Origin of the sequence: Gilvimarinus gilvus, from assembly GCF_030518155.1 — a bacterium.
In the GTDB taxonomy this organism is placed as follows: Bacteria; Pseudomonadota; Gammaproteobacteria; order Pseudomonadales; family Cellvibrionaceae; genus Gilvimarinus; species Gilvimarinus gilvus.
In genome coordinates this window covers 1-23,419 of the sequence record NZ_JAULRU010000617.1, presented here as the reverse complement: position 1 = coordinate 23,419, position 23,419 = coordinate 1, and the positions used below count along the sequence as shown (strand labels likewise).

Sequence of the window (23,419 nt, the reverse complement as noted above, 5' to 3'; positions counted from 1 at the left end):
CGTTAGCCGTTTACCGCTACTAGCGCATCAAATTAGACAGTTTAGGATTCGGTTTGGCGGCTTTGCGGTAGAGTAGGGCAACTTTGCCGATGGTTTGCACCAGCTCGGTGTTGGGTAGGGATTTCAGTACTTCTACCACTTCCTGGCGATCTTCGCGCTCCAGCAGTGCCAATTTGACCTTTATCAGCTCGTGGTCGTCCAGTGCGCGATTCAGTTCGTTCAAGACTCCCTCTGTCAGGCCATTGCCGGCAATGGTAACAATCGGTTTTAGGTTGTGTCCCAGGGTACGGAACTGTTTGCGTTTATCGGCGCTCAGAGGCATAAGGGTACCTTTACATTCAATGACAACGTCCGCTTGTGGCGGGTGTGTATTGTAACCCATTCTGAAGGAGGCGGGTTTTATGGCCCGGTCCAAAAGCAGCAAAAGATGGTTGGAGGAACATTTCTCCGATCAATACGTCAAACAGTCGCAGAAGGATGGCTATCGCTCCCGCGCCAGCTACAAGCTGGTCGAGCTGGACAAAAAGGACAAGCTATTTAGGCCCGGCATGACCGTTGTGGATTTAGGCGCAGCGCCGGGCGGTTGGTCGCAGGTGGCAGCGAACCGGGTGGGCGATCACGGCAAGGTGCTAGCGTCCGATATTCTGATGATGGATAGCATTGCCGGTGTTGAGTTTATTCAGGGGGATTTTACTGAAAACGAGGTTTTCGATACCCTGATGGCGGCGATCGACGGATCGCCGGTAGACCTTGTAATATCCGATATGGCCCCCAATATGAGTGGTGTAGGGGCTGTAGATCAGCCCAAAGCTATGTATTTGGTGGAGTTGGCGCTGGATATGGCGAGCCAAATCCTTAAGCCTGGCGGTAACTTTGTCGCCAAGGTGTTTCAGGGCGAAGGTTTTGAGCCCTGGTTGGCCGAAGTGCGCAGTGCATTTGGCAAGGTTGTCACCCGCAAGCCCGACGCCTCAAGGGCTCGTTCGCGTGAAGTGTATATTGTTGCGAAGGGTTTTAAAGGCTAAAAGGCGAAGGTTATAAAGGGTAAAGCCTAGGTTTTTATGACGCCGTTATGATCCAAACGGTATGATAGACGGCTATACTCATACAATTGGCGAGCTGAATTTCGCCGGGGGGTCTCCCCAAGGGCTCACTTGGAGCCCAAAGTTGATGTAAAGAGGGTTCAACCTTGAACGATATGACCAAAAACCTGATTTTGTGGCTGATTATCGCTGCGGTACTGTTCAGTGTATTTCAGGGCTTTAATCAACCTACGCAGTCCAATGCTGTGACCTACTCTGAGTTTGTCACCGCCGTAGAGCAGGACCGCGTACGCGAAGTCACTATTCAGGAGATGCAGGTCCGCGGTGTCATGGCTGATAACAGCCGTTTTACCACCAACTTGCCGCTGATTCGCGATGAGGAGCTCATGCCAGATTTGCGCCGACACGATGTTGAAATTACCGTGTTGCCGCGCGAAGAGCCAAGCCTATGGCACCAACTTCTGGTCGCCAGTTTCCCGATTCTCATCATCATTGCCGTATTTCTGTTTTTTATGCGCCAAATGCAAGGTGGCGGCGGAGGCGGTCGTGGTGGCCCTATGAGCTTTGGCAAATCCAAGGCGCGCCTGCTGGGTGAAGATCAAATCAAAACCACTTTTGCCGATGTGGCGGGTGTGGACGAAGCCAAAGAAGAAGTGCAGGAGCTGGTGGAATACCTGCGTGACCCCTCTAAGTTTCAGCGCCTGGGCGGGCAGATCCCGCGCGGTGTATTAATGTCTGGCCCACCGGGTACCGGTAAGACTTTGCTCGCCAAGGCCATTGCCGGTGAAGCGAAGGTACCTTTCTTCTCAATCTCCGGTTCTGACTTTGTCGAAATGTTTGTCGGCGTCGGTGCGTCACGTGTACGTGACATGTTCGAGCAGGCCAAAAAGCAGTCGCCGTGCATTATTTTTATCGATGAAATCGATGCTGTGGGTCGTCACCGCGGTGGCGGTCATGGCGGTGGTCACGATGAACGCGAGCAAACCCTCAACCAGTTACTGGTAGAAATGGATGGTTTTGAAGGCAACGAAGGCGTGATTGTGATTGCCGCGACCAACCGTCCCGATGTGCTGGATAAAGCATTGTTACGCCCGGGTCGTTTTGACCGACAGGTGGTAGTCGGGCTGCCTGACATTCGCGGTCGCGAGCAGGTGCTGAAAGTGCATATGCGCAAGGTGCCGATTTCTGAATCAGTGGAGGCATCCGTGATCGCTCGCGGTACCCCGGGTTTCTCGGGTGCTGATTTGGCCAATCTCGTGAACGAGGCCGCTCTGTTTGCGGCGCGAGCCAACAAGCGCTTGGTGTCCATGGAAGAGTTTGAAAAGGCGCGCGATAAAATTATGATGGGCGCTGAGCGTCGCTCCATGGTGATGAGCGAGCAAGAGAAAGAAAACACCGCCTATCACGAGGCCGGCCACGCCATTGTGGGACGTTTGGTGCCTGAGCACGATCCGATTCACAAGGTCACTATTATTCCGCGTGGTCGCGCGCTGGGTGTTACACAGTTTTTGCCTGAGTCGGACAAATACAGTTTGAGTCGTCGCGCCATTGAATCGCAGATCTGTACCTTGTTTGGCGGTCGCATCGCCGAGCAGATGACTTTGGGAGATGAAGGTATAACCACCGGCGCCTCGAATGATATCGAGCGGGCTACAGATTTGTCGCGAAATATGGTGACCAAGTGGGGCTTGTCGGAAAAGTTGGGCCCGCTGCACTACGGCGAGGACGAGGGTATGATGCCGGGCACCGGCTCACCTAATTACTCCGGTGCAACATCTAAAATTATTGATGAGGAAGTGCGCGAAATCGTCGATCGCTGTTACAAGCGAGCCGAAGAGTTATTGCACGAGAATCGCGATATTTTAGAAGCCATGAAAGATGCTTTGGTTGAGTATGAAACCATTGACTCAGAACAGGTCGACGATTTGATGTCTCGACGTAAGGTGCGCCCACCGCGCGATTGGCACGATGGTGATTTCAATAATCATATCGGTGGCGGTGGTGTCAGCGATGATGAAACCCCCCAAGAGCCAAAAGACGGTAAAACCGGCCCCATCGGTGGGCCCGCTGAAGATCATTAATCGGCTGGCTTTATTAAATGATAACCCCGCTGCGGCGGGGTTATTTTTTTAGTCGCAAATGCAAACGATACATGAGTAGACCTAACCCCTTCAGAGGTTCTTTTCAGGCGGCGCACTACAGTCTCGACTTAGCGCAGCCTCGCGTTATGGGAATCCTCAATACCACGCCCGATTCGTTTTCCGACGGCGGTAATTGCTACCAAAGTGACACGCTCAATCTAGATTTAGCGTTAAGGCGCGCGGAAGCTATGTTGGCGAGTGGCGCTGCGATTGTCGATGTGGGGGGCGAATCGACCCGTCCGGGAGCAACACCTGTCGGTGAGCAGCAGGAGCTCGACCGGGTTGTACCTGTGGTTGAGGCAATCGTCAGAAAACTGGATGTGCCGGTTTCGGTGGACACCAGTACCGCGGCCGTAATACGTGAATCTGCTGCGGTAGGCGCCGCTCTTATTAATGATGTTCGTGCGCTGCGAAAAGAGGGCGCGCTGCAGGCCGCCGCTGCCTCAGGCTTGCCTGTCTGCTTAATGCATATGCGTGGCGAGCCAGGCAATATGCAGGATGCCCCCACCTACGATAATGTTGTCCACGAGGTGAGTGTGTTTTTTGATGAGCGCTTACGTGCTTGTGAAACCGCGGGAATCGAATCGCACAAAATCGTACTCGACCCGGGTTTTGGTTTTGGTAAGTCGCTTGAGCACAACCTCACGTTGCTGCGTGAGCTGGAGCAATTTCACGTTTTTGGTTGTCCCATACTGGTGGGCATGTCACGCAAGTCGATGTTGGGCCAATTGCTGGGACGTGATTTGAGTGAACGGTTGCCGGGCTCGTTGGCTTTGGCCCTGGAAGCTGCAGTGCGTGGATCACACATTATTCGAGTGCATGATGTACAGGCTACTTGCGATGTATTGGCGGTGCATCAGGCATTAAAAATGGAGAAAAATAAACAATGACCCGACAGTATTTTGGTACCGACGGTATTCGCGGTCGCGTGGGTGAAATGCCCATAACCCCAGACTTTATGCTCAAACTAGGCTGGGCGGCGGGGCGTGTTCTGGTTGATCGCTACGACGGCCCCGGGCTGATTTTAATTGGTAAAGATACCCGAATTTCAGGTTATATGTTTGAGTCCGCCCTGCAGGCGGGTTTAATTAACGCGGGCGTAGATGTTGGGTTGCTGGGGCCGATGCCAACGCCTGGGATCGCTTATCTGACCCGAACGTTTCAGGCTCAGGCGGGCATCGTCATCAGCGCATCACACAACTCCTATTACGATAACGGTATAAAGTTTTTCAGCGCTCAGGGTACCAAGCTGCCGGACGATATTGAGCTGGCCATTGAGGCTCAGTTGGAGCAACCCATGCTTACCTCGGATCGTCTTGGTAAGGCGCGACGAATCTCCGATGCGGCCGGCCGCTATATTGAGTTTTGCAAAGGCACCATGCCCTGGGGTATGAATTTAAGTGGTTTACAAATTGTGGTGGATTGCGCTCACGGCGCCACCTACCATATTGCCCCCTCGGTTTTCTCCGAGTTAGGGGCGAAAGTCATTCCGTTTGCAACCGAACCCAATGGTACTAATATTAACCGCAGTTGTGGTTCTACCAGCCCCGAAGCGTTGAAAGAGAAAGTCATGGAAATGGGGGCAGACCTTGGTATTGCCTTTGACGGCGACGGCGATCGGGTAACTTTCGTTGATCACAAGGGTGAGATTGTCGATGGCGACGAGTTGCTTTATATCATTGCGGCCTACCAGAAAGAATACGCTGGCGGTTGCAGTGGGGTCGTTGGCACCTTAATGAGTAATTTTGGTTTTGAGTTGGGCCTCAAAGCGCTGGGGGTCCCCTTCGAGCGTGCCAAGGTCGGTGATCGTTACGTGATTGAGGCCATGCGCAACAACGGCTGGGCACTGGGAGGCGAGTCTTCCGGGCATATTGTCTGTAGTAATGTCACCACCACCGGCGACGGCATAATTTCAGCATTGCAGGTATTACTTGCTATTAGCACTATGGAGAAGAGCCTGCACAGTGCTAAGCAAGGCATGATCAAGTTGCCGCAAACCATGATAAACGTCCACCGGGTCAAAAATATTGATTTGGCCGAAGATCAGACCATTCAGGCCGCAATCGCAGATACGGAAAACCAGCTGGCCGGTCGCGGGCGGGTGCTACTGCGACCGTCGGGTACCGAACCTGTGGTGCGGGTAATGGTTGAAGGGGAAGACCGGGCGCAGGTTAAGGTGCTCGCTCAGGAATTAGCCAGCGTAGTGGAAGTTGCCCTCAGTTAAGGGTATTTGGCGGTGTTTTTCGCCTAATCTGAGGGTTTTTCAGTGTTTCGGCCGTTGTAACTTAAGGCCTGTTCGGCTAACATTGGCGGCCGCTTAACGGAGGGTAGGCTATGGCTTTCGAGCCCGGCATCCGGCGCCGACAAATGGTCGTTGGCAACTGGAAAATGAATGGGTCCAAGCAAGAAAATACCCATTTACTGGCAGAAGTAATGCATAGTTGGGTTCCGTTAACGCAGGTGGATGTGGCTATATGTCCACCCTTTGTGTATCTCCCACAGGTGGCAGATACACTACAAGGTAGTGGTATTGTTTGGGGCGGGCAGAGTATTAACCCCAATGCGACTGGTGCCTTTACCGGTGAGGTGTCGGCCAGAATGTTGTCGGATTTCGATGCCGCCTATGTCATCGTAGGGCACAATGAGCGGCGGCGTTTGCGTGGCGAATCTGACCAGTATGTCGCTGAGCAATTTCTCGCGGCGCAGCGAGAGGGTTTGATACCCATTTTATGCGTTGGGGAATCGGAAGAAGCACGCGAGGCTGGTCACGCTCTGGATGCCATAACGGCGCAATTGTCAGTCGTTATAGAAAAGGCAGGTATCGGCGCGTTTGCCAACGCAGTGGTCGCATATGAGCCAATTTGGGCAGTGGGTACTGGTAAAAGTGCCACGCCTCAAGAAGCTGAGCAAGTTCACAAGCATATTCGCCAATTATTTGGTGATTTAGGGTCTCAACTTACCCTCTTATACGGTGGTAGTGTGAAGGTTCATAACGCAGCGGAACTGTTTGCGCTGGAGGATATCGATGGTGCCTTGCTTGGCGGCGCATCATTGGATGCCAAAGAATTTCTGGCCATTTGTCGTTGCGCAGAGCAAGCGAGCCACAAGGGCTAAATAAACCTACAGTAAAAGTCGCTTACAGTAAGCAGCTCAAACTAGAGAGCAGAGAGATGGAAAAGATAGTTTTAATTGTTCACATGCTGACCGCACTTGCGATCATCGCGTTGATTCTAATGCAGCAAGGTAAAGGCGCATCGGCCGGTGCCTCTTTTGGTGCCGGTGCCTCACAAACCGTTTTTGGCAGCGAGGGCAGCGGTAACTTCTTTACCCGGACCACAGCAATTTTTGCGTTTGTGTTTTTTTGCACCAGTTTTGGTTTAGCTATAATTGCAAAAAACAGCGCGAATATAACTGACGTGGGCATTCCAGCCATGATAGACTCCGCACCCGCGATGAGCGACGTACCTGCAGCAGAGCAATCTGATTCAGACGTACCAAGCGTAGGCGCAGAAGAAAACGGCAGCGACGTACCAGCGGTACCCGCAGAGTAAGGTTTCTGAAAAGAATTTGATGCTGAATGCATCTCCCCTTTGCCCAAGTGGTGGAATTGGTAGACACGCTATCTTGAGGGGGTAGTGGCGCAAGCCGTGCCGGTTCAAGTCCGGCCTTGGGCACCAATCTGAAAACCGATATTATCCTATATCGTCTTGAAAGCCCCGCCAGCCGGGGCTTTTTTGTGTCTGGCCTATCCATAACCGTCCTATGTGCCCCCATTGTATCCCGCATTAAGCGGGGCATAATTGGGGGTATATTCTCAGCGGTGGGGGCATTTCTCAAAATGGCCAGTATCAATAAGCTCAGTGAAGCGGCGGTAAGGCAGGCAAAAGCAAAAGACAAAGCCTATAAGTTGTTCGATGGTGCCGGTATGTACCTGGAGGTCACCCCCAAAGGTTCAAGGTATTGGCGGCTTAAGTACCGCTATGGTGGAAAAGAGAAGTCCTTAGCCCTTGGTGTTTACCCTAAAGTCACTTTAGCCAAAGCCCGCGAGAAAACCCGCGAAGCCAAAGAGATGTTAGAGGAAGGCAAAGACCCCGGAGAAGCTAAAAAGCAAGCCAAGCTCCAGCGACAAGCCGCCGTTGCAAATACCTTTGCCGCCATTGGTGCCGAATATATCGACAAGCGCAAAGCGGAAGGGGCCGCGCCGGTCACGGTGGAAAAACTGCAATGGATACTCGATAAGAAATTATGCCCCCACATTGGGGGCACTCCTGTACTTGAGTTAAAACCCGCCTCCTTACTGTCTGCCTTGCGCCGTATTGAGTCGGACGGGCTACACGAAACCGCCCACAGAGCTAAGCGAGTAGCTGGGCAGGTGTTGCGCTATGCCGTTGCTACTGGTCGGGCTGATCGTGATGTGTCGCAAGATTTAAAGGGTGCTTTGGTGGCAATGAAAGCGACACACCGGGCGGCAATCACTGACCCTAAAGAGCTTGCCCCCTTGCTTGTCGCCATTGACGCTTACCCCGGCACAATGGAGGTTGCTACCGCCCTAAAGCTTACCCCTATGCTGTTTCAAAGACCTGGCGAACTTCGCCATATGGAATGGTCAGAGATAGATTGGGAGCAAGAGCGCTGGGAAATTCCTGCCGATAAAATGAAGATGCGCCAGCCGCACATTGTCCCGTTACCTTCTCAAGCACTGGAGCTCCTGAAGGCAATACAGCCACTTACTGGCTCAGGCCGCTATGTATTCCCCAGTGCTCGCCGTGGTGGGCGTCCGTTGTCAGAGGCTGGCGTTTTGATAGCTTTGCGCACCCTTGGTTATGACAAAGACAAGGTAACGCCGCACGGCTTCAGGGCTACCGCTCGCACCTTACTTGATGAGGTGCTGGGCTTTCGTGTTGATTACATCGAGCAACAATTAGCCCACGCGGTAAAGGATGCCAACGGCAGGGCATACAACCGCACCAAATACTTGCCCGAGCGTAAAGCCATGATGCAAAGCTGGGCTGATTACCTGGATACCCTGAAGGCGGAAATATTGACCCCTTCAGTGGTTACGGCTGACTTTCGCAAGGCTAATTAATAGGGGCTAAAGTACCGGGCTAGGTGTTTTTCCACGTTACACCCGTTACACCCGTTACAAGAAATAAAAAGTGTTTTAAATACAACGGGTTAAATTGTTACTTTCAGGTAACGGGGTGCCCTCAATTACCCGTTACCACCCGTTACAAAAGCGGGCTTTTTCGGTGCAATGAGACGTATTTGCAATAAAAATGCCCATTTACGATTTGCCAAGGCTAGGGTAGCTCCTGAAAATGCGCACACCCGGCGCACTGCCTTGGTAACCTTTTACCGGGTGCCGTAGGGGTACGGTATGGCAGATAAAAAGGGGCAGTTGCCCTATGCAGATATTAAGGATTTGGAGTGGTGCGACCTAAGCAAATATCGGCGACAACTGGCCAGCTTTTCAAAGAGTGAAACATTGCTGTGCCTGGCTGTTTCGTTTGCTTTATCACGGCTGGTCAATTGTCCTGAGCAGATGAGTGATAGGGAACGTGAGCTAATAGTATATGACTCTATTGGTCGCGAAGAGATAGAGGATTTAAAGGCTATTGGACCAAATTTCTATAAGCGCCTAATGGGGGCTGGCCTTGGTGTTGATGTTGCCGGGACTTACGATTACGAGTTTACCCCTTCTTGGAGCGATCGGCGTATTTCTACTGCCGTTGCGCCTTTGTCTTTAATCGATGCGACGGCTGTCTATGATGGGGTTGAAGGCGCAGAGGTGCCGGAACTGCCTGACTACTCCTTTTACCCTGCTGATTTTGCGCTACTTGCGAATCAGGTTTTTTCGGCTAGTGAAGCGCACTTCTCTGTTGATCTTGAGGCCACCAACGCAGAAATACTTCAGGCGTTGGAAAAAATTTTACCGTTATATCGTGATGCGCTTAGAGACAGGGGGGTTAAATTTGGGTTTAGAGAATTTAAAGAGATTGATTACTCAAAAATTATAGACTACCGAGTAATCGAGTACTTTCATATAAAGGCTTGGGCGGGCGTTCAAGGTGTAATGGTTAGGGACACCACATTTGGCAATTATTTGCTCGGGGACGCTCCCGTTGACACAACCCCCGCTGACCGTTTTCGGAGAACGGTTAAGAGAGATTTTATCAGTAAGTTTGATAACCCGGTATTTATTGAGAATCTAATCTCGTGGGCTAAGCACGATTTCAAGAAAGCCAGAAAGTCAAAAAAATAACCGTATTTTTTGCCGGCAATTATTTCTGCCTTTTTTTTGTAACGATTTACTACGGTGTGATCGGTAGCCTTTGGTGACGTTCTGTTAACAACGCTCCTAAGAGGTTCAACCATGACCGATACAGACCATACCGCAACAACCACCCCCAGCGGCGAAACCTTCCACCGTGTCGAAAGTGCCCGTGCTCGTTTTGGCGTGTCCCGCTCGACCTGGTGGAAATGGGTACAAGATGGCTTTGCGCCCGCCCCTATTCGTCCGACCCCCGGCGTTACTCTTTGGCGCTCCTCTGATCTTGACGCCTTCGCTCAAACCTTAATTGATAAAAGCCTGGCCAATGGTGGGCGGGGGGTGTCTAACAATGCCCTTTGATATCCGCTGTGTTGTGCTGCCTTACTGCCTTGAGTTGCAAGAGTGTGGGCGTTATGCCGTGCTGAATCGCAACTATAAGCCGCTGGGCTTTATCGTTGATGACTTTGTGAATTACCAGCAATACCCCGTGCTTTTAACCGTGCGAATTACACCGCGTTTGGCTCGCACTATTTCGCACAAGGCCAGTGCTGACACTTCCAAAATTTACCTATACGACGATGGTTGTCTACCTACGGCAAGCGCCAAAGCTTGGGCCAGTTATTGCGCCCGCCTGAATAAGCTTATTGGTTTAAATGTTAGCGGGCCTGAGCAACGCGAACACAATATGGACGGGCGTAATGTCCGGCGATTAAACCTAATTCAGCCGGTTAAGTGATTAGGCGTGTATTTCGCGCCCTGTGAGTATTCACCGGGGCCGGGGTGATCGAGATAAAAGGGTTTTATGGTGAGTAATAAGCTTAATTTTAAAGTGGTGGCTGATGCTGCCCTGAATAGTGCGGAATCAGTGTGTAGTCACTGGGCACAGGACGGTAAAAGGCAGGGGCATGAATGGGTAGCGATTAACCCGACCCGCGCCGATGGTAGTGCTGGGAGCTTCAGCATTAACCTGAATACGGGGGTATGGTCTGACTTTGCCACCGACGATAGCGGCGGCGATTTAATCGCCTTGGTGGCGTACCTGGAGCGAATAGAGCAGGGCGAAGCGTGCAAGCGTTTGGCCGCGTTCCTTGGTATGGATGCCAGCGACACCACCGCACCCCCACCAGCGAAGCGAAAACCGAAAAAACCGGCTTTTGAGCCCGTGTATCCGCCACCGGCAAAAGCTGCTAAAAGTTGCCCGGTAAAGCATTACCAGCTGGGGACGGCTTCACGCTACTGGGATTATTTCAGCGAGTCCGGGGGCTTGTTGATGCGTGTGGCGCGGTTTGATCGTACCGGCACCGATGGTGAGCGAAAAAAGGAATACAGGCCCGCAAACTATGGCAAGAAAAACGGCTATACCAAGTGGCATTGGCTCCAGCTGCCAGACAATCGCCCGCTTTATGGGCTGGAATTATTGGGCCGGTTTGATGCGTCCGCCCCTGTAGTGCTGGTGGAAGGTGAAAAGGCCGCCGATGCCGCCCGCCTGTTGTTCCCTGATCGGCTTTGTATGACGTGGAGCGGTGGCAGTAAAGCCATAAGGAAAACGGATTTTAAGCCGCTTGCAGGGCGTGTGGTGTGGTTCTGGCCTGATAACGATGAAGCAGGGGCCGCGAGTGTTGGCACATTACAGGCAACATTAACGGCGGCGGGCGTGGTTGGCTTTGCCGTGGTTGACCTGGCGAACTTTGGCCCGGAATGGCCAGAGAAGGCAGACGCGGCGGACGCGCTAGAGCTGGGCTATACCGCTGAGCAACTGAGCGCCCTGATTGCTGATAATCGTTTGTTGGTTGCGGGTGGGGGTGACAGCACCCCCAGTGCCCCAAACACGCCAGAGCTGCAAACTGGGGCCGCTCCTGAGCTTTCAGATAATGCCGCGCCTTTTGGCTATACGGTAGACGATGGCGGCGTGTACTTTTTCGATGCCAAAGCCGAAAAAAAGCGGCGTATTTGTGCCCGGCTTGATGTGTTGGCGTTGTCGCGTGATGGTCACGGAACCGGGCGCAACTGGGGTAAGCTGGTGCGGTTTTGCGACTATGACGGGGTAGAAAAGCACTGGAACATTCCCATGCGCTTATTCGCCACAGAGGGCGGAGCGGAAGTGGTGCGCGGCTTGTTTGATCGCGGCCTTGATATTGATAGCCACCGTGAAGCCAAGCGAAAACTATTGGAGTATTTACAGGGCGGTGATATTAAAAACCGGGTGGCCTTGGCTTACAAAATGGGTTGGCATAAAGGCGTTTTTGTATTGCCTGAGCGCACCATAGGTGAGAGCAAAGACCCGGTTATGTATTACTCGGAAGGTGAGCCACTTTGCAAGCTATCGCCGGCTGGCACATTGGAGCAATGGCGCGATAACGTGGCGAAGTATTGCGCGGGTAACCCGCTTGCAGTGTTTGCCGTATCGGCGGCGTTTTCTTCGCCACTGGTGGAGCTGTTGGGTTATGAGACTATGGGCTTTCACTTTTATGGTGATTCGTCCTGGGGTAAGTCCACACTGTTAAATGTGGCTTGTTCTGTCTACGGTAAACCCGACGATTATAAGTGCACCTGGCGTAGCACAGACAATGCCCTTGAGGCGCAAGCGGCGGCGCACTCTGATTTGTTGCTGGCACTAGATGAAATTAACCAAGTTGACCCGCGCATAATTGGTGATGTGGTGTATATGCTGGGGAATGGGCAAGGCAAACACCGGGCGAATGATCGCGGGCAGGCTGGCAATAATCAGCACCGTTGGCGGCTTACGTTTTTAAGTAACGGCGAAAAGACCCTAGAACAATACTTAATGGAAAGCGGCAAGGCGCAAACCGGCGGCATGGAAATGCGCTTTATTGGCTTGCGCTCTACCTTTCAGGAATCCGAAACAGACCGCAAAAAATACGGTGTTTTTAATACAGCACACGAATTTGAAGGCGGTGCGGCTTTGTCTGAGCACTTACGCGAAGCAATGAACAAATACCACGGCACGGCCTTCCCGGAATTCCTGGAGGCGTTATTAAGCGCGGTGTCAGGTGATAAGCGGGCGGTGTTTTGTGAGCGTTTAATTGAAAAGGTGGCGAACTTTAAAAAGATTCACCTTACCGCGAATGCAGGCGGGCAGGTAACACGGGCTGCAAGTAAGTTTGCATTGGTGGGGGTGGCTGGTGAGCTGGCCACGTCTAAAGGGTTAACCGGCTGGCAAAAGGGCGAAGCTATGCGGGCCGCTGATGCGTGTTTTCAATCGTGGATTGAGGCGCGGGGCGGTGAAGGTAACCTAGAAGATAAGCAAATGCTGGAGCATGTGCGCGAAAACTTGAGCAAATACAGTGAAAGCCGCTTTAAGCGCTGGGATTCGCCAGACGATGAAGGCAAGCTGGTTATTGATAGCCATGTGCCTACTACTGCTGAAGCGTGGGGTTATCGGCGCGAAGAGGTAGACAGCGACCCGCTAGAGGGTGACACCTCCGATGTGGTTTTTTATATCTATCCTGAGCACTTCCGTCGGAGTGTGTGCAAAGGTTGGGATTATAAGCGTATCGCTCGCCTGTTACGTGATCGTGGGGCGCTTATCCTGTCGGACACTGCGCTAAGAAAAGGCGAGTTTACCGTTCCTTCACCGTTGCCAAACCACGGTAAAAAGCGTGTACGGGTGTATAAGGTGCGCAACTCGATGTTGATGTGTGACGATGAAAGCGAAGCGCCAGAGGTGGAAAATAAAGCGGCTGGGGTAGATTCCAGCTTCTAGAAATTAGCGGGTTATGAACCCGCCTTTTTGTGGTCACTTACCTGGCTTAAATGCCGCTGCTATTGGTGAGTATTTCCAGCTGGTGAAGCTGACCCTTTAGATTTTGAAGACACGCCATTAACACTTCAGGTGATGGCGTATGTACAGCGTTTTCTATTTCCTTGTTTGAATCCCAATTCACATAGGCCAGTTCTAATAATTCAATAAGGCCCTGGGCCCTTAGTAGCGTGTAATTGATAGCGTCACTTTTGTTTAGTTCGCAATCGCTGGCTCTTATTGTCATATAGCCTTCAGGGTAAGGCGTGTATTTATCGTGTGTATCGGCTCGGTATTCTGTGCTGCTCTTCATTGGCTTGGCTCCTGCGAGTGATGGTTGATTGTTGCGCGTTCCAAGTGGTTCAGCTGATCGGTAAGTCCGCGTAAGACTGAGGCCATACCGATATAGGTACGGGTGGATAAATTGAGGTAAACGGGCCTTTCTCCTTGCTCTGTTTGTGCATCTGCCTCAAGTATTAAAGCGTCTTCCAGTAGTGCAGTCACGGCGGTTAATCGCTCGATAACAAAGCCTCGGGCACTGGCTACGCTATCGGGTGTGAAGTGCTGCGCGATTTCTTGTGGTGGTGATAATAATTCCTCGGGTGTTTGTGTTTGTTGTTTCATAGGGGTGGTTCCTTTTGGTGGTGCTCGGCTTAAGCGAAGCAGGTGCTTTCAGTTTTAATAAAGGGTTTTGTAAACGCCTGTGCAAGTAATGCGCGGGCGGCTTGTGCGGCGCTGTAGTCGCTAAAGTAAGCCTCCACGGCTAATTGGTCACGTAACTTGGTGTTGCGGTTTAGGCGTTCATCTATGCACACCGTGTACACCACACTGGCGCGGCGGTTGCTCGAGTAGCTGGTTAACCTGGCTGCCTTCACTTTGGCCCATGCTTGGCGCAAAGCTTGAGCAATAAAGTCTTTAGCGGGGTGTCCGTAGCGCTTGGCGGCGCGGCGGGCTGTGTCCCATGCGTCAACCATAACGGCGCGGGCGGTGGCGTTGGTGCGGGTTGACTCGGTAACGGTGGGCTCATCGCTGCCTGACCACACAAAAGCACTATAGGCGCTATAGAGTGCGGCCAGCTCGGGGGCAGTATCTGCAATGGCTTTTAGGCGCTGGGCATTGTCACGGCCTTTGTAATAGCTTTGGCCGCTGGCGTATTCGTATGTCCAATCGTGGGCTTTCAGCTCGTTTAAGTATTCGCTCTTAGTCATTGTTGCCGCTCCAAAGGTAATAAATATTGTTAACTTATTACTAATAATAGTTTAATTTGTTGGATTGTCAATAATATTTGTTGCTTTTGATCGGTTATTTGTTACCTTTTTAATAAATCTATTTGTTGTTGGGGGTGGCATGGTTACCGGAATACAAGTAAGAATGGCCCGCGCCGGGTTGCGCTGGAACGCTAAAGACTTGTCAGATAAGAGCGGCGTGGGGTTGTCCACGGTTAATAAAATAGACCGGGCGGATGGTCTGCCCTCCGTGCGTATCGAGAATTTGCAGGCGGTGAGAGACGCCTTGTTAAATACCGGGCGTGTAACTTTTGAAGGTGAGCACGGGGTAACGGTTAAGCCTGAATAATTAAGAAGGAGGTTTTATTTTGTCTGAAGAAGGGAAAAGTGAATCTGAGGAGCTGGCCAAAAAGCCAAACTATTTTAAATGGGCATTGAGTGCTTACCTGGCAATCATTGTGATTTATGCTGGTTATTTCTGGGGGTGGGAGCGTTATGGTGTGAGCGATGACCCCAATGTTTGGGGCACGTTTGGTGATTTCGTTGGGGGTGTAGTCAATCCGGTATTAGGGTTGATTACTATCCTGTTATTGACCACTACGATTCGGCAAACTGACAAGGCGCTTGCTCAGGCTGACGATGCACTAAGGCAATCTCGCGAAGAATTGAAGCTAACAAGGGAAGAAATGAAGCGAGGCTTGGAAATACAGCAGGCCACAGAGCGAGCTCTAAATGAGCAAATAAAGCAGGCTGAAATGAAAAATTCTTTTGAGATGGCAATTGCATTATGTGGTCAACTCTATAGAGAGGTTGATAGTCTTGAGAGGGATATTGAAAGCACCCGTGGTGATATAAAGAATAGTGCTCTGCAAAAGCAGAAGTTGCTAGAGGATCGCATTCGGACGATTTCGGCGGCGATATCGAAATGGGAAGATCTAATTATGTATAAGCTTCAGCCGGGCACAGAATGATAATTGCTTGGCAGTGGAAGTAACGTAGGTAACGGGTAGCTATTTCGTACCCGTTACACGCTTTCGTATCCACAAGCTATTGAATATTAAGAAATTAATAATTGTTGTAACGGGTGTAACGTAAGTAACGTTACTTTTTCCTGTGTCTGGCTCCCGTCCCCTTATTGACTCCATTAAGCCGCGCCACGAGCGGCTAGACTTGGTAGAGTAGGGTGGCAGTCAGGTGTAAGGATTGCCGCGTTATTTTTGTTGGTATGCTGGGGGTTGTTTGTGGTGTGAGGGTTGGCTTGCGGTTGGTGTCGTGCTGGGCTGTGGCTGTTCGGTATGTGCTGCCCTGACTTACCTGGCTGCCGTACCCTACGGGGGTGGTAAAAACTTTAGGCGGTGCCGGGCGGACACCGCGCCCTAAATAAACTTTTCGCGAGAGGTAAATTTTATAGGGGGGGGTATACCTAAAACCTTAGGGGTATCTACCCGGACACCCCTCACCTTAATGAGATTTTTATACGTGAGTAATTGAAAGGGAATTCACCACCTGAAGAGTGGGCAAAGTCACCCCCAGTAATAGGGGTATCACATTGGTTTTGGGGGCATAATTGGGGGCATAAAATATTTATTATTTTTTGGGGTATTGATATTGCTGGGCTGTGGGCTATTTATCAAGTGAGGCCTTGGCACCATATAAAGAAAAAGGCCTACGCGAAAGCGTAGGCCTTTTTCTTTATATGCCCAGGCCGGACCAAGGGCCGGCGTGGACTCGGCGCCTCCTTGCGCCTCGGTCCTTTGGACTAGCCCTTGCGGGGCTATCCTCATCCGCTCCTGGCGCATGAGTGGGCACCATAAATAGGAAAGGCCTACGCGAAAGCGTAGGCCTTTTTCTTTGACCGAATGCAACAACATCAATGATGGTAATTCTAACTTATGAGAACTAACGTTCTCTTTGTTCGAACTGCTCTGTAAATGGTTCGTTAAAGGAGTAGTCTTCACTCTCAATTTCAGCAATTAATGTGTTGTAGCCATCTGTGTCGCCTTGGTCTTGGTAGGCTCTGGCAAGCCGCCATCTTGCCCAAAAATAGTGGCGGTCGTAGATATCATTACTGGTTTCTAAGTACTGCTCGATAAGTTGAATGCCTTCTATTGGTTTATCGAGCTGGGTAATTGAAATTTCGCCAATTTGGAATACGGCATCCTTCTTATGCCAGCTGTCGTTAGTGTTTGGCATCTCAGTGAGGCGATTGAATAGCTCGACTGCTTTTGCATATTCTCCATTGTCTCGATATAAAATTCCTAATTCGTATATGTTTTCGGGTTTACTGAACTCCATGGAAAAGTATTTTTCCGCTAGTTGTTTTCCCGCTTCTTGCCCATCGTTTTCTGTTGCCATCATGATATTGGCAATTCTCGCGTCTTCCTCAGACACTGCATTAAGCTTTGTCAAATATTTGCGGGCGGACTTTTCGGAACCTCCAGCCATTGAGGGTGCTTCCATATGAAACAGAAATGCATGTTTTATAGCTTTAATATTGGTGGGAAACTCTTCGGCCGCCTGTGTATAGAGACGGCCGCACTTTTTGCCGTACTTAAGGGCGCTGAATATTGAAGCGTGCATGGCTTTTGTGCAGTTCGCTTCCGCCGCGAGTGTGAGTTCCTCTGCGAGGTTAGGTGCAATTGCGAGTGTTGCATCTATATGTTCAAGCGCCGTATCGCCATCATTTCTGAGGATGGCTAGCTTGGCTAAATAGGCATGGGCCAGTTCAATATTATGATCGCCTGCGGCCAGTAGCTGATTAAAGTGAGCTTCCGCTGGGGCGTATTTTGCTTTTTCAAATAACTGCACGCCCAGGTCGTCTGATGCGTTTGGCACAAGTGGAACTGAGGCAAAGCTGACGGCGGTCAGTAGTAAGGCAATGATTAGTATTAGCGAGCGCACGATGATTTCCTTATGCGTAGTTTAAGTTATTAATAGGTGTCAGTGAAATTTTTGGACAGGGTTCGTTGACTAAAGTTCAGCCTTTTTAATAATCCCTTTAAAGACACGCTGAGCACACCGTATACAAGAATTAGTATAGGAAAAATGGCGAGTACCTCGGGTAACAAGGATGCATTGAACCACTGCGGAAAAATCTGAGGTTGTCCGAAAAAAAGTGAACCGGAAGCAAAGAAAAATGAAAAACACATACGCCACAGGTGTCTAATCAGCCGAGCTTCTTGTGAGAGCTTCCTGATAATAAGAACCCGGGCCTCACCAATAAACGCTAACAACCCAACAATTGCAAAAATAACAAAAGCTTCGGGGGGCGAGCCGTCTACACTGCCCGCCTCACTCTGAGAGCCCATATACATGAATAGAAAGCCCATCGCGGAAATTCCCAGGGCCACAACAAGGCCCAAAGCGTTGTAAATGCTGGCGGTATAGATCTTTCTTTTGGCCGCATGAATACCGCTGACCAATAGATAGAGCGCCAGCACGGCCGCCACAAAGTTAGGTCGTTGGCCATCGGATAAAAAGGGTGCAACCATTGCGCCTATAAAGTAGCAGACGAACATGGATACCATAAAAACTTTGCCGGCCCGCTTGTGTAAGGTACCCCCTTTTTTAGCTAAGCTGGCAATTAAGCCCGTGAGCAGTCCGAGCGCCCCGCCAATAATATGGGTATAGAGAATAAAGTTGGCTCCCCAATGCAATGCCACGTGAGCGCTGGGGTTGAGTTCTAAGCGAGTAGCTTGTGCGGACATCGCAAGTGATGCGAGTACCAGTATTGCCGTTGTGTTCCGAACGGTTGAAAAGTTCATGGTCTCCTACCTATGTTTGTATAGTGTGGGTACGCTAGCTGGGAGTCTTCACCCTGCGAGTTTGTTGTCTATGGCTTGCACTGTCAGAGGTCTTCGTCATCATTTTCAAAGGCCAGCAAGTCACCAGGCTGGCAGTCCAGTGCCCGACAAATTTTTTCCAATGTATCAAAACGAATCGCTTTCGCCTTTCCCGTTTTAAGTACGGACAAGTTTTGCGGTGTGATATTGACCTTTTCGGCCAAGGTGTTGAGCCGCATTTTTCGCTGCGCTAAGATGACGTCTAAGTTCACCGTGATAGCCATAAAATTCCCTAGATCGTCATTTCCGATTCATCTTTAAGGTCGTGTCCAATTTCCAGTGTCCACAACAGTGTGTACATCAATCCGAAATAGATGATTGCAACAAGAATTTGAGTGGTAAAAGAAATATCGACAAGCGCGTGAGCCCTAAAGGTATAGACGCTGCCTATGATTGCCTGAATGAATGACATGGTTGCAAAGGCAATTCCCGCCTTTAGCGCTTGATGTACCGAGTCGATTGCGGGTCGCTCAAAAATATTTCCGGCTTCAAAGTAATACATCAGGTTACGGAAATGGTGGGTGATCTTGAGCATCAGAAAAAGCCCAATGGCGTAAAGTCCAAGTATTAAGCCTTTAGCGAGAAACTCTCCCTCGGCGATTTTAACGGGCGTATCGCCCAAATACAGTGTTGCTTCGCCAGGGGTAACAGCGAAATAGGCTATCAATAGCCAAAAGGAATGAAGAACGAACCTTACCGCGCTAAGTGCTCGATATAGGTGTCGGCTGAGCAGCTGGATTTGGGTTGTGCGAGAGTGAAATTGTATGTCCACGGGTTTGTTCTCCACTTGTACAGATGTGGTTACTATAAACATTATTTTATCTGATTCAATAAAAAAATATCGATAAACGATAAAAAAGTATCTATTATGATGAATAGCTAACGTTGATTGTTGGTTATTTCACAATGGAGTTTGGGCTTTTACGGTTTTAAAAGTCTCATAAATTCAACAACTTGGGAGGTTGCTATGAAAAATCTAACTCAATCGAGGCTCTGGGTCCTTCGGGCAATGTATGTATTTATTGTTGTCGGCTTATCCTTAACGATTTGGCCAGAGCTTCGTGAAAGCGTGGGTAGTAGCGCCGATGCCCATACGGTAGTTAGCACCTTCTTAATCGCTATTATGCTGCTTTCATTGTTAGGGGTAGCCTACCCCCTTAAGCTGATTCCCATTTTATTGTTTGAAATTGTGTGGAAAGGGGCTTGGTTGTTGCTTTTCGCGTTACCGAAGCTCATTAGTGGTGATTTGGATGAGTACTCCTACTCGGTAGCCGTGGCCTGCCTTATGGGCATAATTTTAATACCCGCTGCTATTCCCTGGAAATTTGTATGGAATCAGTATGTCCCATTGCAGGTACGGCCAGCTAAATCGCCTATGTGAATTGTGCAAAGATAGGGTGAACGTTGGCTGTATGTAGGATGTCTTTTGCTCTTCGTGGTCGCTAAGGTTCTTAGCTGCATGGATTGGCGCACAGTCGCTGGATAACAATCTGCCTGCATTGTGTGTTCCTTTGAAAATGACAGGTGTCTATGAGCTCTGTTTATCTTTTACCCTAAAGATCTTGAGGCTTTGCGCGTAAACCTTGGGCTTTTAGGACTCGCATGAGGCTTAGGTTCCTAGTGTGTTCGTAATTCGTACGTAAGTTGAGGGATGATTTTGATTATTGAATTTATTAAGTGGCTTTGCTCGTTCGGCGGGGTTAGTGGTAAATCAGCTATATTTTTGCTAGTCAGCATAAATGTCCTGCTGCTGATGTCTGGCTGCTCAACAGTAGGAGAGGTATCGGAAATAAGCACCTCTTATGGCCAGAGCCTGTATCGGTACGAAATGCACGAGGGGCCTACATTAATAATGGAGGTCGGGTTGGCTGATGAAATGGACGATTGGGGAGAAGTGTTAACAGAGTTGTCGTCAATATCGGGCATTTTTACGTACAACAGAGCTGGTTTTAGGGGCAGTTACAGTATAAACAGTGTCCGCGATGCTAAAACAATTGTCACTGAGTTGAATGAGCTGTTGATCGCCGCAAAAGTGAAACCTCCCTTTATATTGGTAGGGCACTCGTTGGGGGGGGCGTATATGGAGCTTTATGCGAAAACGTTTCCGGAGAATATTGCAGGTGTATTGCTCATTGACCCTAATGACGCAAGATATCCCGCGGCTTGCAAAGCATTAGAGCTGGATCATTGCGAACCTCCTGGCTCTATGCCTTGGTGGGCTGAGCTGATTTACCCCCGTGCTGTCGCTGGAGAAATAAAGGCATGGAGTCATTCCCTCGAACAAGTGCGACGTAGCACTACGTTTCCTCCGGTGCCACTTGCCGTTTTGAGTGCGGGCAACGATAAGCGTCGCGGCGATGTTAATGCAATTAAAAGGCAGGAGCTGACTCAACATCTGCATCGGCAACTGTCTGAGCTTTCTAGTGTTTCAAAGCATGAGGTGTGTATGGAATGCGGCCATTATGTTCATCGAGATAATCCGCAGCTGGTGGTAGAGGCAGTACGCTGGATATTAACGTCGGCCGGTAACCTATAGGGTACACGCACGGGCGCTGATATACTCTATAGGTCATTATTGATATTGCGCTTTAGTGCAGACATACGGCTTAACTAGATGAATATATTCCAACTATCAATATACGCGATGGCCTTTGGGTTGTGCGTTTTTACCGCACTGTTGGTATGGCGTTCGTCTGAGAAAAATCACTACTTTCTCTTCTTTTTGCTGGTTCTTTGTGCCGCTTTGGCGTGTGATTGGTTAATGCATCATCCTTCTACGCCATTAAAAGGACTTTGGTTGTTAGGTGTTATGGTTGGAGCTCTGTTGGTAGGGCCTTGCGCGCTATTGTTGGCCAGTAACTTAGGGAATCCGTCAATTGCTGATTGCAAAACATTGCATATTGGTTTGGTGCTGGCGGGGTTGCTACTCTTGCTACCGCTTGCCTCTGCTATATATTGGGGAAATAGCTTCGCGAGCCCAAACTCTCAGCCTTCCAAGTTGTATGCTGTGTTTATTCATACCACCATGCTGCTATCGGTTGGCGTATTTTGTGTACAGACCGTGTTGGTAATACGCGCCTGTTATGGTGTGCTTGAACGGCGTGTGCAGCAAAACCGTATTCTATTATCAGAGCTTAGTGATCCCGGTCTAAATATTTTGCGTATGCTATTGGTGGCGGTTGGTATTAACGCAATTATCGCCATTGTCCGCGTGCTGTACTGCGCTTTGTTAGAAGGCTCCTATTTCTGGCTTAACCTGGCGGTGGTAAGTGGGCAGCTGTTACTGGTCGGATTTTTAGCAGCTTCCTACATGCGGCAACTGGTAGTGCAGGCATCGAATACCGAACATGTACGTAGAGAGCTATTCGTAGAACCTCATTCGATTGAGAAAGATATTCATGGCGAGCAAAGGGTAAGCCAAGATACAAGTCGAGAGGTAGAACGGGGCGGGGGCGGGCTTGAGAAGTACGCTAAATCGAAGGTATCCTCAGACGTGCAAAACGCTATATGGGAAAAACTAAATGCCGCCATTGAAATGGATAAACTGTACAAACGGCCGGGTCTAAGTTTGCGCGAACTATGCGACCATGTGACAGAGAGTCCCCATCATGTATCACAAGTGATCAACGACAGTGACTACGGTAACTTTTATCACTTTATTAATCGCCACCGTGTTGCCGATGCATCACGACTTTTGCAGCAAGATAACGCCTTATCCATACTAGAAATTGCCTTTGAGTGTGGTTTCAATTCTAAATCTTCTTTTAATGCTGTATTCAAGCGCTATATAGGGCAAACGCCCAGCCAACACAGACAAAATCCTCAGGAATTGTTCTATCCACAAGTGTAATCCGTTCGGTTTGGTCGATTATCGCTGTCAGCCACCTTAGATTACCGTTCTCATTCTGTGATTAGGAGGTTGTATGAGGACAGTATTTTGGGTTTTAGTTCTAGTGTGCACTTTGTGTAATGGAGCTCGCGCAGAGTCGGGTTGGAGAGTTGAAACGTTTACTCTGCAGTCTACTTACCTACGAGAGAATAAGTTGAATCTCGCGCTGGAAAGAGTCATTTGGGTGTGGCTGCCACCGGGCTATGATGCAAGCGATAAGCGTTACCCGGTCATTCACTATATTCATAACTACGCTTGGACTGCCCGGCAAATGCATGAGGTCGAGCACATTGGTGATGTATTCCAGCGAGCACTTGAGCGCGGTAAAACGAACGAGTTTATTTTTGTGGTGGGCGACTACCGGGCAACTCACACCCCGGGTACCTTTTGCGGCAATAATTCTGTGGTTGGAAATTGGTGGGACTACACCGCCGACGAGTTAGTCTCTGCGGTTGATGAGCGCTATCGTACACTGCCAGATAAAGACTCCCGCGGGCTGGCCGGTGACTTTACCGGGGGTTATTGTGCCATGCGAGTTGCCATGGAGCGCCCCGGTGTATTTTCATCTGTGTATGCATTACACCCAGTGGGAACAGGAACGGCTTCGGGCGATGAGGAGTTGATCAGTTACCCCAACTGGTTAGAGTTAAATACCGCTACCTCTTATGATTTCTTGGCCAGTACCGACGGCTTTACCCAGGCCTTTCTACTGATGGCTCAATCTCACGCCCCAGATCTAGCCAATCCACCTTTCTTCGCCAATTTTATGGTGAAGTTAAAGGACGGGGAGTTAGTTCAGGATCCTGAGGCCATAGATCAAGTTCGCCGCAATTTTATGATGGCCAATCGTATTGAGCAGTCAGTGCCAGCGCTAATGCAGCTGCGGGGCTTAATGTTTGACTGGGGTAGGAAGGATCCCAATTTTGGCCATGTGAAGGGAAATCGTGAGCTCACACGCACGTTGGATGAGTATGATGTTCCGCATTTTTCTGAAGAGTATCGGGGCTCGGAGTGGAGCGAAAAATGGATAGAGCACGGGCGAGTAGAAGACCGTATGCTGCCGTTTTTTAAGCGTTTTCTGGTTTCCGGTCAATAATATAAGGGGATTGTTTAGGGAGCCTCTGATCAAGTCTCCAGTGGTCTCTGCGCGAGTCAAAACGTTCACTCGGCAAGGCGCGCTTCGCAGGCAATGGCCATAGTCCTTGGCAAGAGGTGCAACACAGCGGATGGACGTTTTGGCCGCGCCCTTC

Annotated in this window: 25 protein-coding genes and 1 tRNA gene; 18 read left to right on the top strand and 8 right to left on the bottom strand. The window is 50.0% G+C overall.

Features of this window, described 5'->3' with window-relative positions; all coding sequences use genetic code 11:
- Nucleotides 1-19 precede the first annotated feature (19 nt).
- On the bottom strand, nucleotides 20-322 hold the full coding sequence (locus tag QWI17_RS15330) for a YhbY family RNA-binding protein (protein ID WP_302723395.1): 303 nt from the start codon (nucleotides 320-322) through the stop codon (nucleotides 20-22).
- A gap of 79 nt (nucleotides 323-401) precedes the next feature.
- Here QWI17_RS15330 and rlmE point away from each other — a divergent pair, with 79 nt between their 5' ends.
- From rlmE to QWI17_RS15270, 12 genes are all read left to right on the top strand, one after another.
- Nucleotides 402-1,022, top strand: coding sequence for a 23S rRNA (uridine(2552)-2'-O)-methyltransferase RlmE (gene rlmE / locus QWI17_RS15325; RefSeq protein WP_302723394.1), 621 nt, complete (start codon nucleotides 402-404; stop codon nucleotides 1,020-1,022).
- A 173-nt stretch (nucleotides 1,023-1,195) separates the two neighbouring features.
- Nucleotides 1,196-3,121 (top strand): ATP-dependent zinc metalloprotease FtsH, encoded by a 1,926-nt coding sequence (gene ftsH / locus QWI17_RS15320; RefSeq protein WP_302723618.1) that lies wholly within the window; start codon nucleotides 1,196-1,198, stop codon nucleotides 3,119-3,121.
- Between the two features lie 71 nt (nucleotides 3,122-3,192).
- Nucleotides 3,193-4,071, top strand: coding sequence for a dihydropteroate synthase (gene folP / locus QWI17_RS15315; protein ID WP_302723393.1), 879 nt, complete (start codon nucleotides 3,193-3,195; stop codon nucleotides 4,069-4,071).
- Nucleotides 4,068-5,405, top strand: coding sequence for a phosphoglucosamine mutase (gene glmM, locus QWI17_RS15310; protein ID WP_302723392.1), 1,338 nt, complete (start codon nucleotides 4,068-4,070; stop codon nucleotides 5,403-5,405). Before folP ends, glmM begins: the two co-directional genes overlap by 4 nt.
- Nucleotides 5,406-5,515: 110 nt before the next feature.
- Nucleotides 5,516-6,295, top strand: a complete 780-nt coding sequence (gene tpiA / locus QWI17_RS15305; protein WP_302723391.1) for a triose-phosphate isomerase — start codon at nucleotides 5,516-5,518, stop codon at nucleotides 6,293-6,295.
- A gap of 56 nt (nucleotides 6,296-6,351) precedes the next feature.
- Nucleotides 6,352-6,732 carry a preprotein translocase subunit SecG gene (gene secG, locus QWI17_RS15300; protein WP_302723390.1) on the top strand — a complete coding sequence of 127 codons (381 nt, stop codon included), beginning with the start codon at nucleotides 6,352-6,354 and terminating at the stop codon, nucleotides 6,730-6,732.
- Between the two features lie 41 nt (nucleotides 6,733-6,773).
- Nucleotides 6,774-6,858, top strand: a tRNA-Leu gene (locus QWI17_RS15295).
- Between the two features lie 161 nt (nucleotides 6,859-7,019).
- Complete coding sequence (locus QWI17_RS15290; RefSeq protein ID WP_302723389.1) at nucleotides 7,020-8,267, top strand: tyrosine-type recombinase/integrase; 1,248 nt, start codon at nucleotides 7,020-7,022, stop codon at nucleotides 8,265-8,267.
- Nucleotides 8,268-8,558: 291 nt separating this feature from the next.
- A complete protein-coding gene (locus QWI17_RS15285) occupies nucleotides 8,559-9,443 on the top strand; it encodes a DUF6387 family protein (RefSeq protein ID WP_302723388.1) in 885 nt (294 codons plus the stop codon).
- A 111-nt stretch (nucleotides 9,444-9,554) separates the two neighbouring features.
- Nucleotides 9,555-9,812 (top strand): helix-turn-helix transcriptional regulator, encoded by a 258-nt coding sequence (locus QWI17_RS15280; RefSeq protein WP_302723387.1) that lies wholly within the window; start codon nucleotides 9,555-9,557, stop codon nucleotides 9,810-9,812.
- On the top strand, nucleotides 9,802-10,188 hold the full coding sequence (locus QWI17_RS15275) for a hypothetical protein (RefSeq protein ID WP_302723386.1): 387 nt from the start codon (nucleotides 9,802-9,804) through the stop codon (nucleotides 10,186-10,188). The genes QWI17_RS15280 and QWI17_RS15275 overlap by 11 nt, the downstream gene beginning before the upstream one ends.
- A gap of 69 nt (nucleotides 10,189-10,257) precedes the next feature.
- Nucleotides 10,258-13,176 (top strand): DUF927 domain-containing protein, encoded by a 2,919-nt coding sequence (locus QWI17_RS15270; protein WP_302723385.1) that lies wholly within the window; start codon nucleotides 10,258-10,260, stop codon nucleotides 13,174-13,176.
- Between the two features lie 46 nt (nucleotides 13,177-13,222).
- On the opposite strand, the gene QWI17_RS15265 is transcribed toward QWI17_RS15270, so the two are convergent.
- From QWI17_RS15265 to QWI17_RS15255, 3 genes are read right to left on the bottom strand one after another with little or no spacing between them, the layout of a single operon-like run.
- A complete protein-coding gene (locus QWI17_RS15265) occupies nucleotides 13,223-13,525 on the bottom strand; it encodes a hypothetical protein (protein ID WP_302723384.1) in 303 nt (100 codons plus the stop codon).
- Complete coding sequence (locus QWI17_RS15260) at nucleotides 13,522-13,836, bottom strand: hypothetical protein (protein WP_302723383.1); 315 nt, start codon at nucleotides 13,834-13,836, stop codon at nucleotides 13,522-13,524. The genes QWI17_RS15265 and QWI17_RS15260 overlap by 4 nt, the downstream gene beginning before the upstream one ends.
- A 29-nt stretch (nucleotides 13,837-13,865) precedes the next feature.
- Entirely contained in the window at nucleotides 13,866-14,420 is a 555-nt protein-coding gene (locus tag QWI17_RS15255; protein ID WP_302723382.1) for a hypothetical protein, read from the bottom strand.
- Nucleotides 14,421-14,559: 139 nt separating this feature from the next.
- On the opposite strand from QWI17_RS15255, the gene QWI17_RS15250 reads away from it, so the two are divergent.
- Together QWI17_RS15250 and QWI17_RS15245 are read left to right on the top strand one after the other, a co-directional pair.
- Entirely contained in the window at nucleotides 14,560-14,787 is a 228-nt protein-coding gene (locus tag QWI17_RS15250; protein ID WP_302723381.1) for a helix-turn-helix domain-containing protein, read from the top strand.
- A 19-nt stretch (nucleotides 14,788-14,806) separates the two neighbouring features.
- Nucleotides 14,807-15,409, top strand: a complete 603-nt coding sequence (locus QWI17_RS15245) for a hypothetical protein (protein ID WP_302723380.1) — start codon at nucleotides 14,807-14,809, stop codon at nucleotides 15,407-15,409.
- Nucleotides 15,410-16,337: 928 nt separating this feature from the next.
- Here QWI17_RS15245 and QWI17_RS15240 read toward each other — a convergent pair.
- From QWI17_RS15240 to QWI17_RS15225, 4 genes are all read right to left on the bottom strand, one after another.
- Entirely contained in the window at nucleotides 16,338-17,339 is a 1,002-nt protein-coding gene (locus tag QWI17_RS15240; protein ID WP_302723379.1) for a tetratricopeptide repeat protein, read from the bottom strand.
- A gap of 29 nt (nucleotides 17,340-17,368) precedes the next feature.
- A complete protein-coding gene (locus tag QWI17_RS15235) occupies nucleotides 17,369-18,202 on the bottom strand; it encodes a hypothetical protein (RefSeq protein WP_302723378.1) in 834 nt (277 codons plus the stop codon).
- Between the two features lie 83 nt (nucleotides 18,203-18,285).
- Entirely contained in the window at nucleotides 18,286-18,504 is a 219-nt protein-coding gene (locus tag QWI17_RS15230) for a helix-turn-helix domain-containing protein (protein ID WP_302723377.1), read from the bottom strand.
- Between the two features lie 8 nt (nucleotides 18,505-18,512).
- Nucleotides 18,513-19,094: a hypothetical protein gene (locus QWI17_RS15225; RefSeq protein ID WP_302723376.1), complete on the bottom strand. Its 582-nt coding sequence runs from the start codon at nucleotides 19,092-19,094 to the stop codon at nucleotides 18,513-18,515.
- Nucleotides 19,095-19,247: 153 nt separating this feature from the next.
- Between QWI17_RS15225 and QWI17_RS15220 the strand changes: the two genes are divergently transcribed.
- From QWI17_RS15220 to QWI17_RS15205, 4 genes are all read left to right on the top strand, one after another.
- On the top strand, nucleotides 19,248-19,661 hold the full coding sequence (locus tag QWI17_RS15220) for a hypothetical protein (RefSeq protein WP_302723375.1): 414 nt from the start codon (nucleotides 19,248-19,250) through the stop codon (nucleotides 19,659-19,661).
- 276 nt (nucleotides 19,662-19,937) lie between these two features.
- Nucleotides 19,938-20,816 carry an alpha/beta fold hydrolase gene (locus tag QWI17_RS15215; protein WP_302723374.1) on the top strand — a complete coding sequence of 293 codons (879 nt, stop codon included), beginning with the start codon at nucleotides 19,938-19,940 and terminating at the stop codon, nucleotides 20,814-20,816.
- Nucleotides 20,817-20,894: 78 nt separating this feature from the next.
- On the top strand, nucleotides 20,895-22,130 hold the full coding sequence (locus QWI17_RS15210; protein ID WP_302723373.1) for a helix-turn-helix domain-containing protein: 1,236 nt from the start codon (nucleotides 20,895-20,897) through the stop codon (nucleotides 22,128-22,130).
- 73 nt (nucleotides 22,131-22,203) lie between these two features.
- The gene (locus tag QWI17_RS15205) at nucleotides 22,204-23,265 is read left to right on the top strand and encodes an alpha/beta hydrolase (RefSeq protein WP_302723372.1); all 1,062 of its coding nucleotides are present in this window, start codon (nucleotides 22,204-22,206) and stop codon (nucleotides 23,263-23,265) included.
- Nucleotides 23,266-23,419 lie beyond the last annotated feature (154 nt).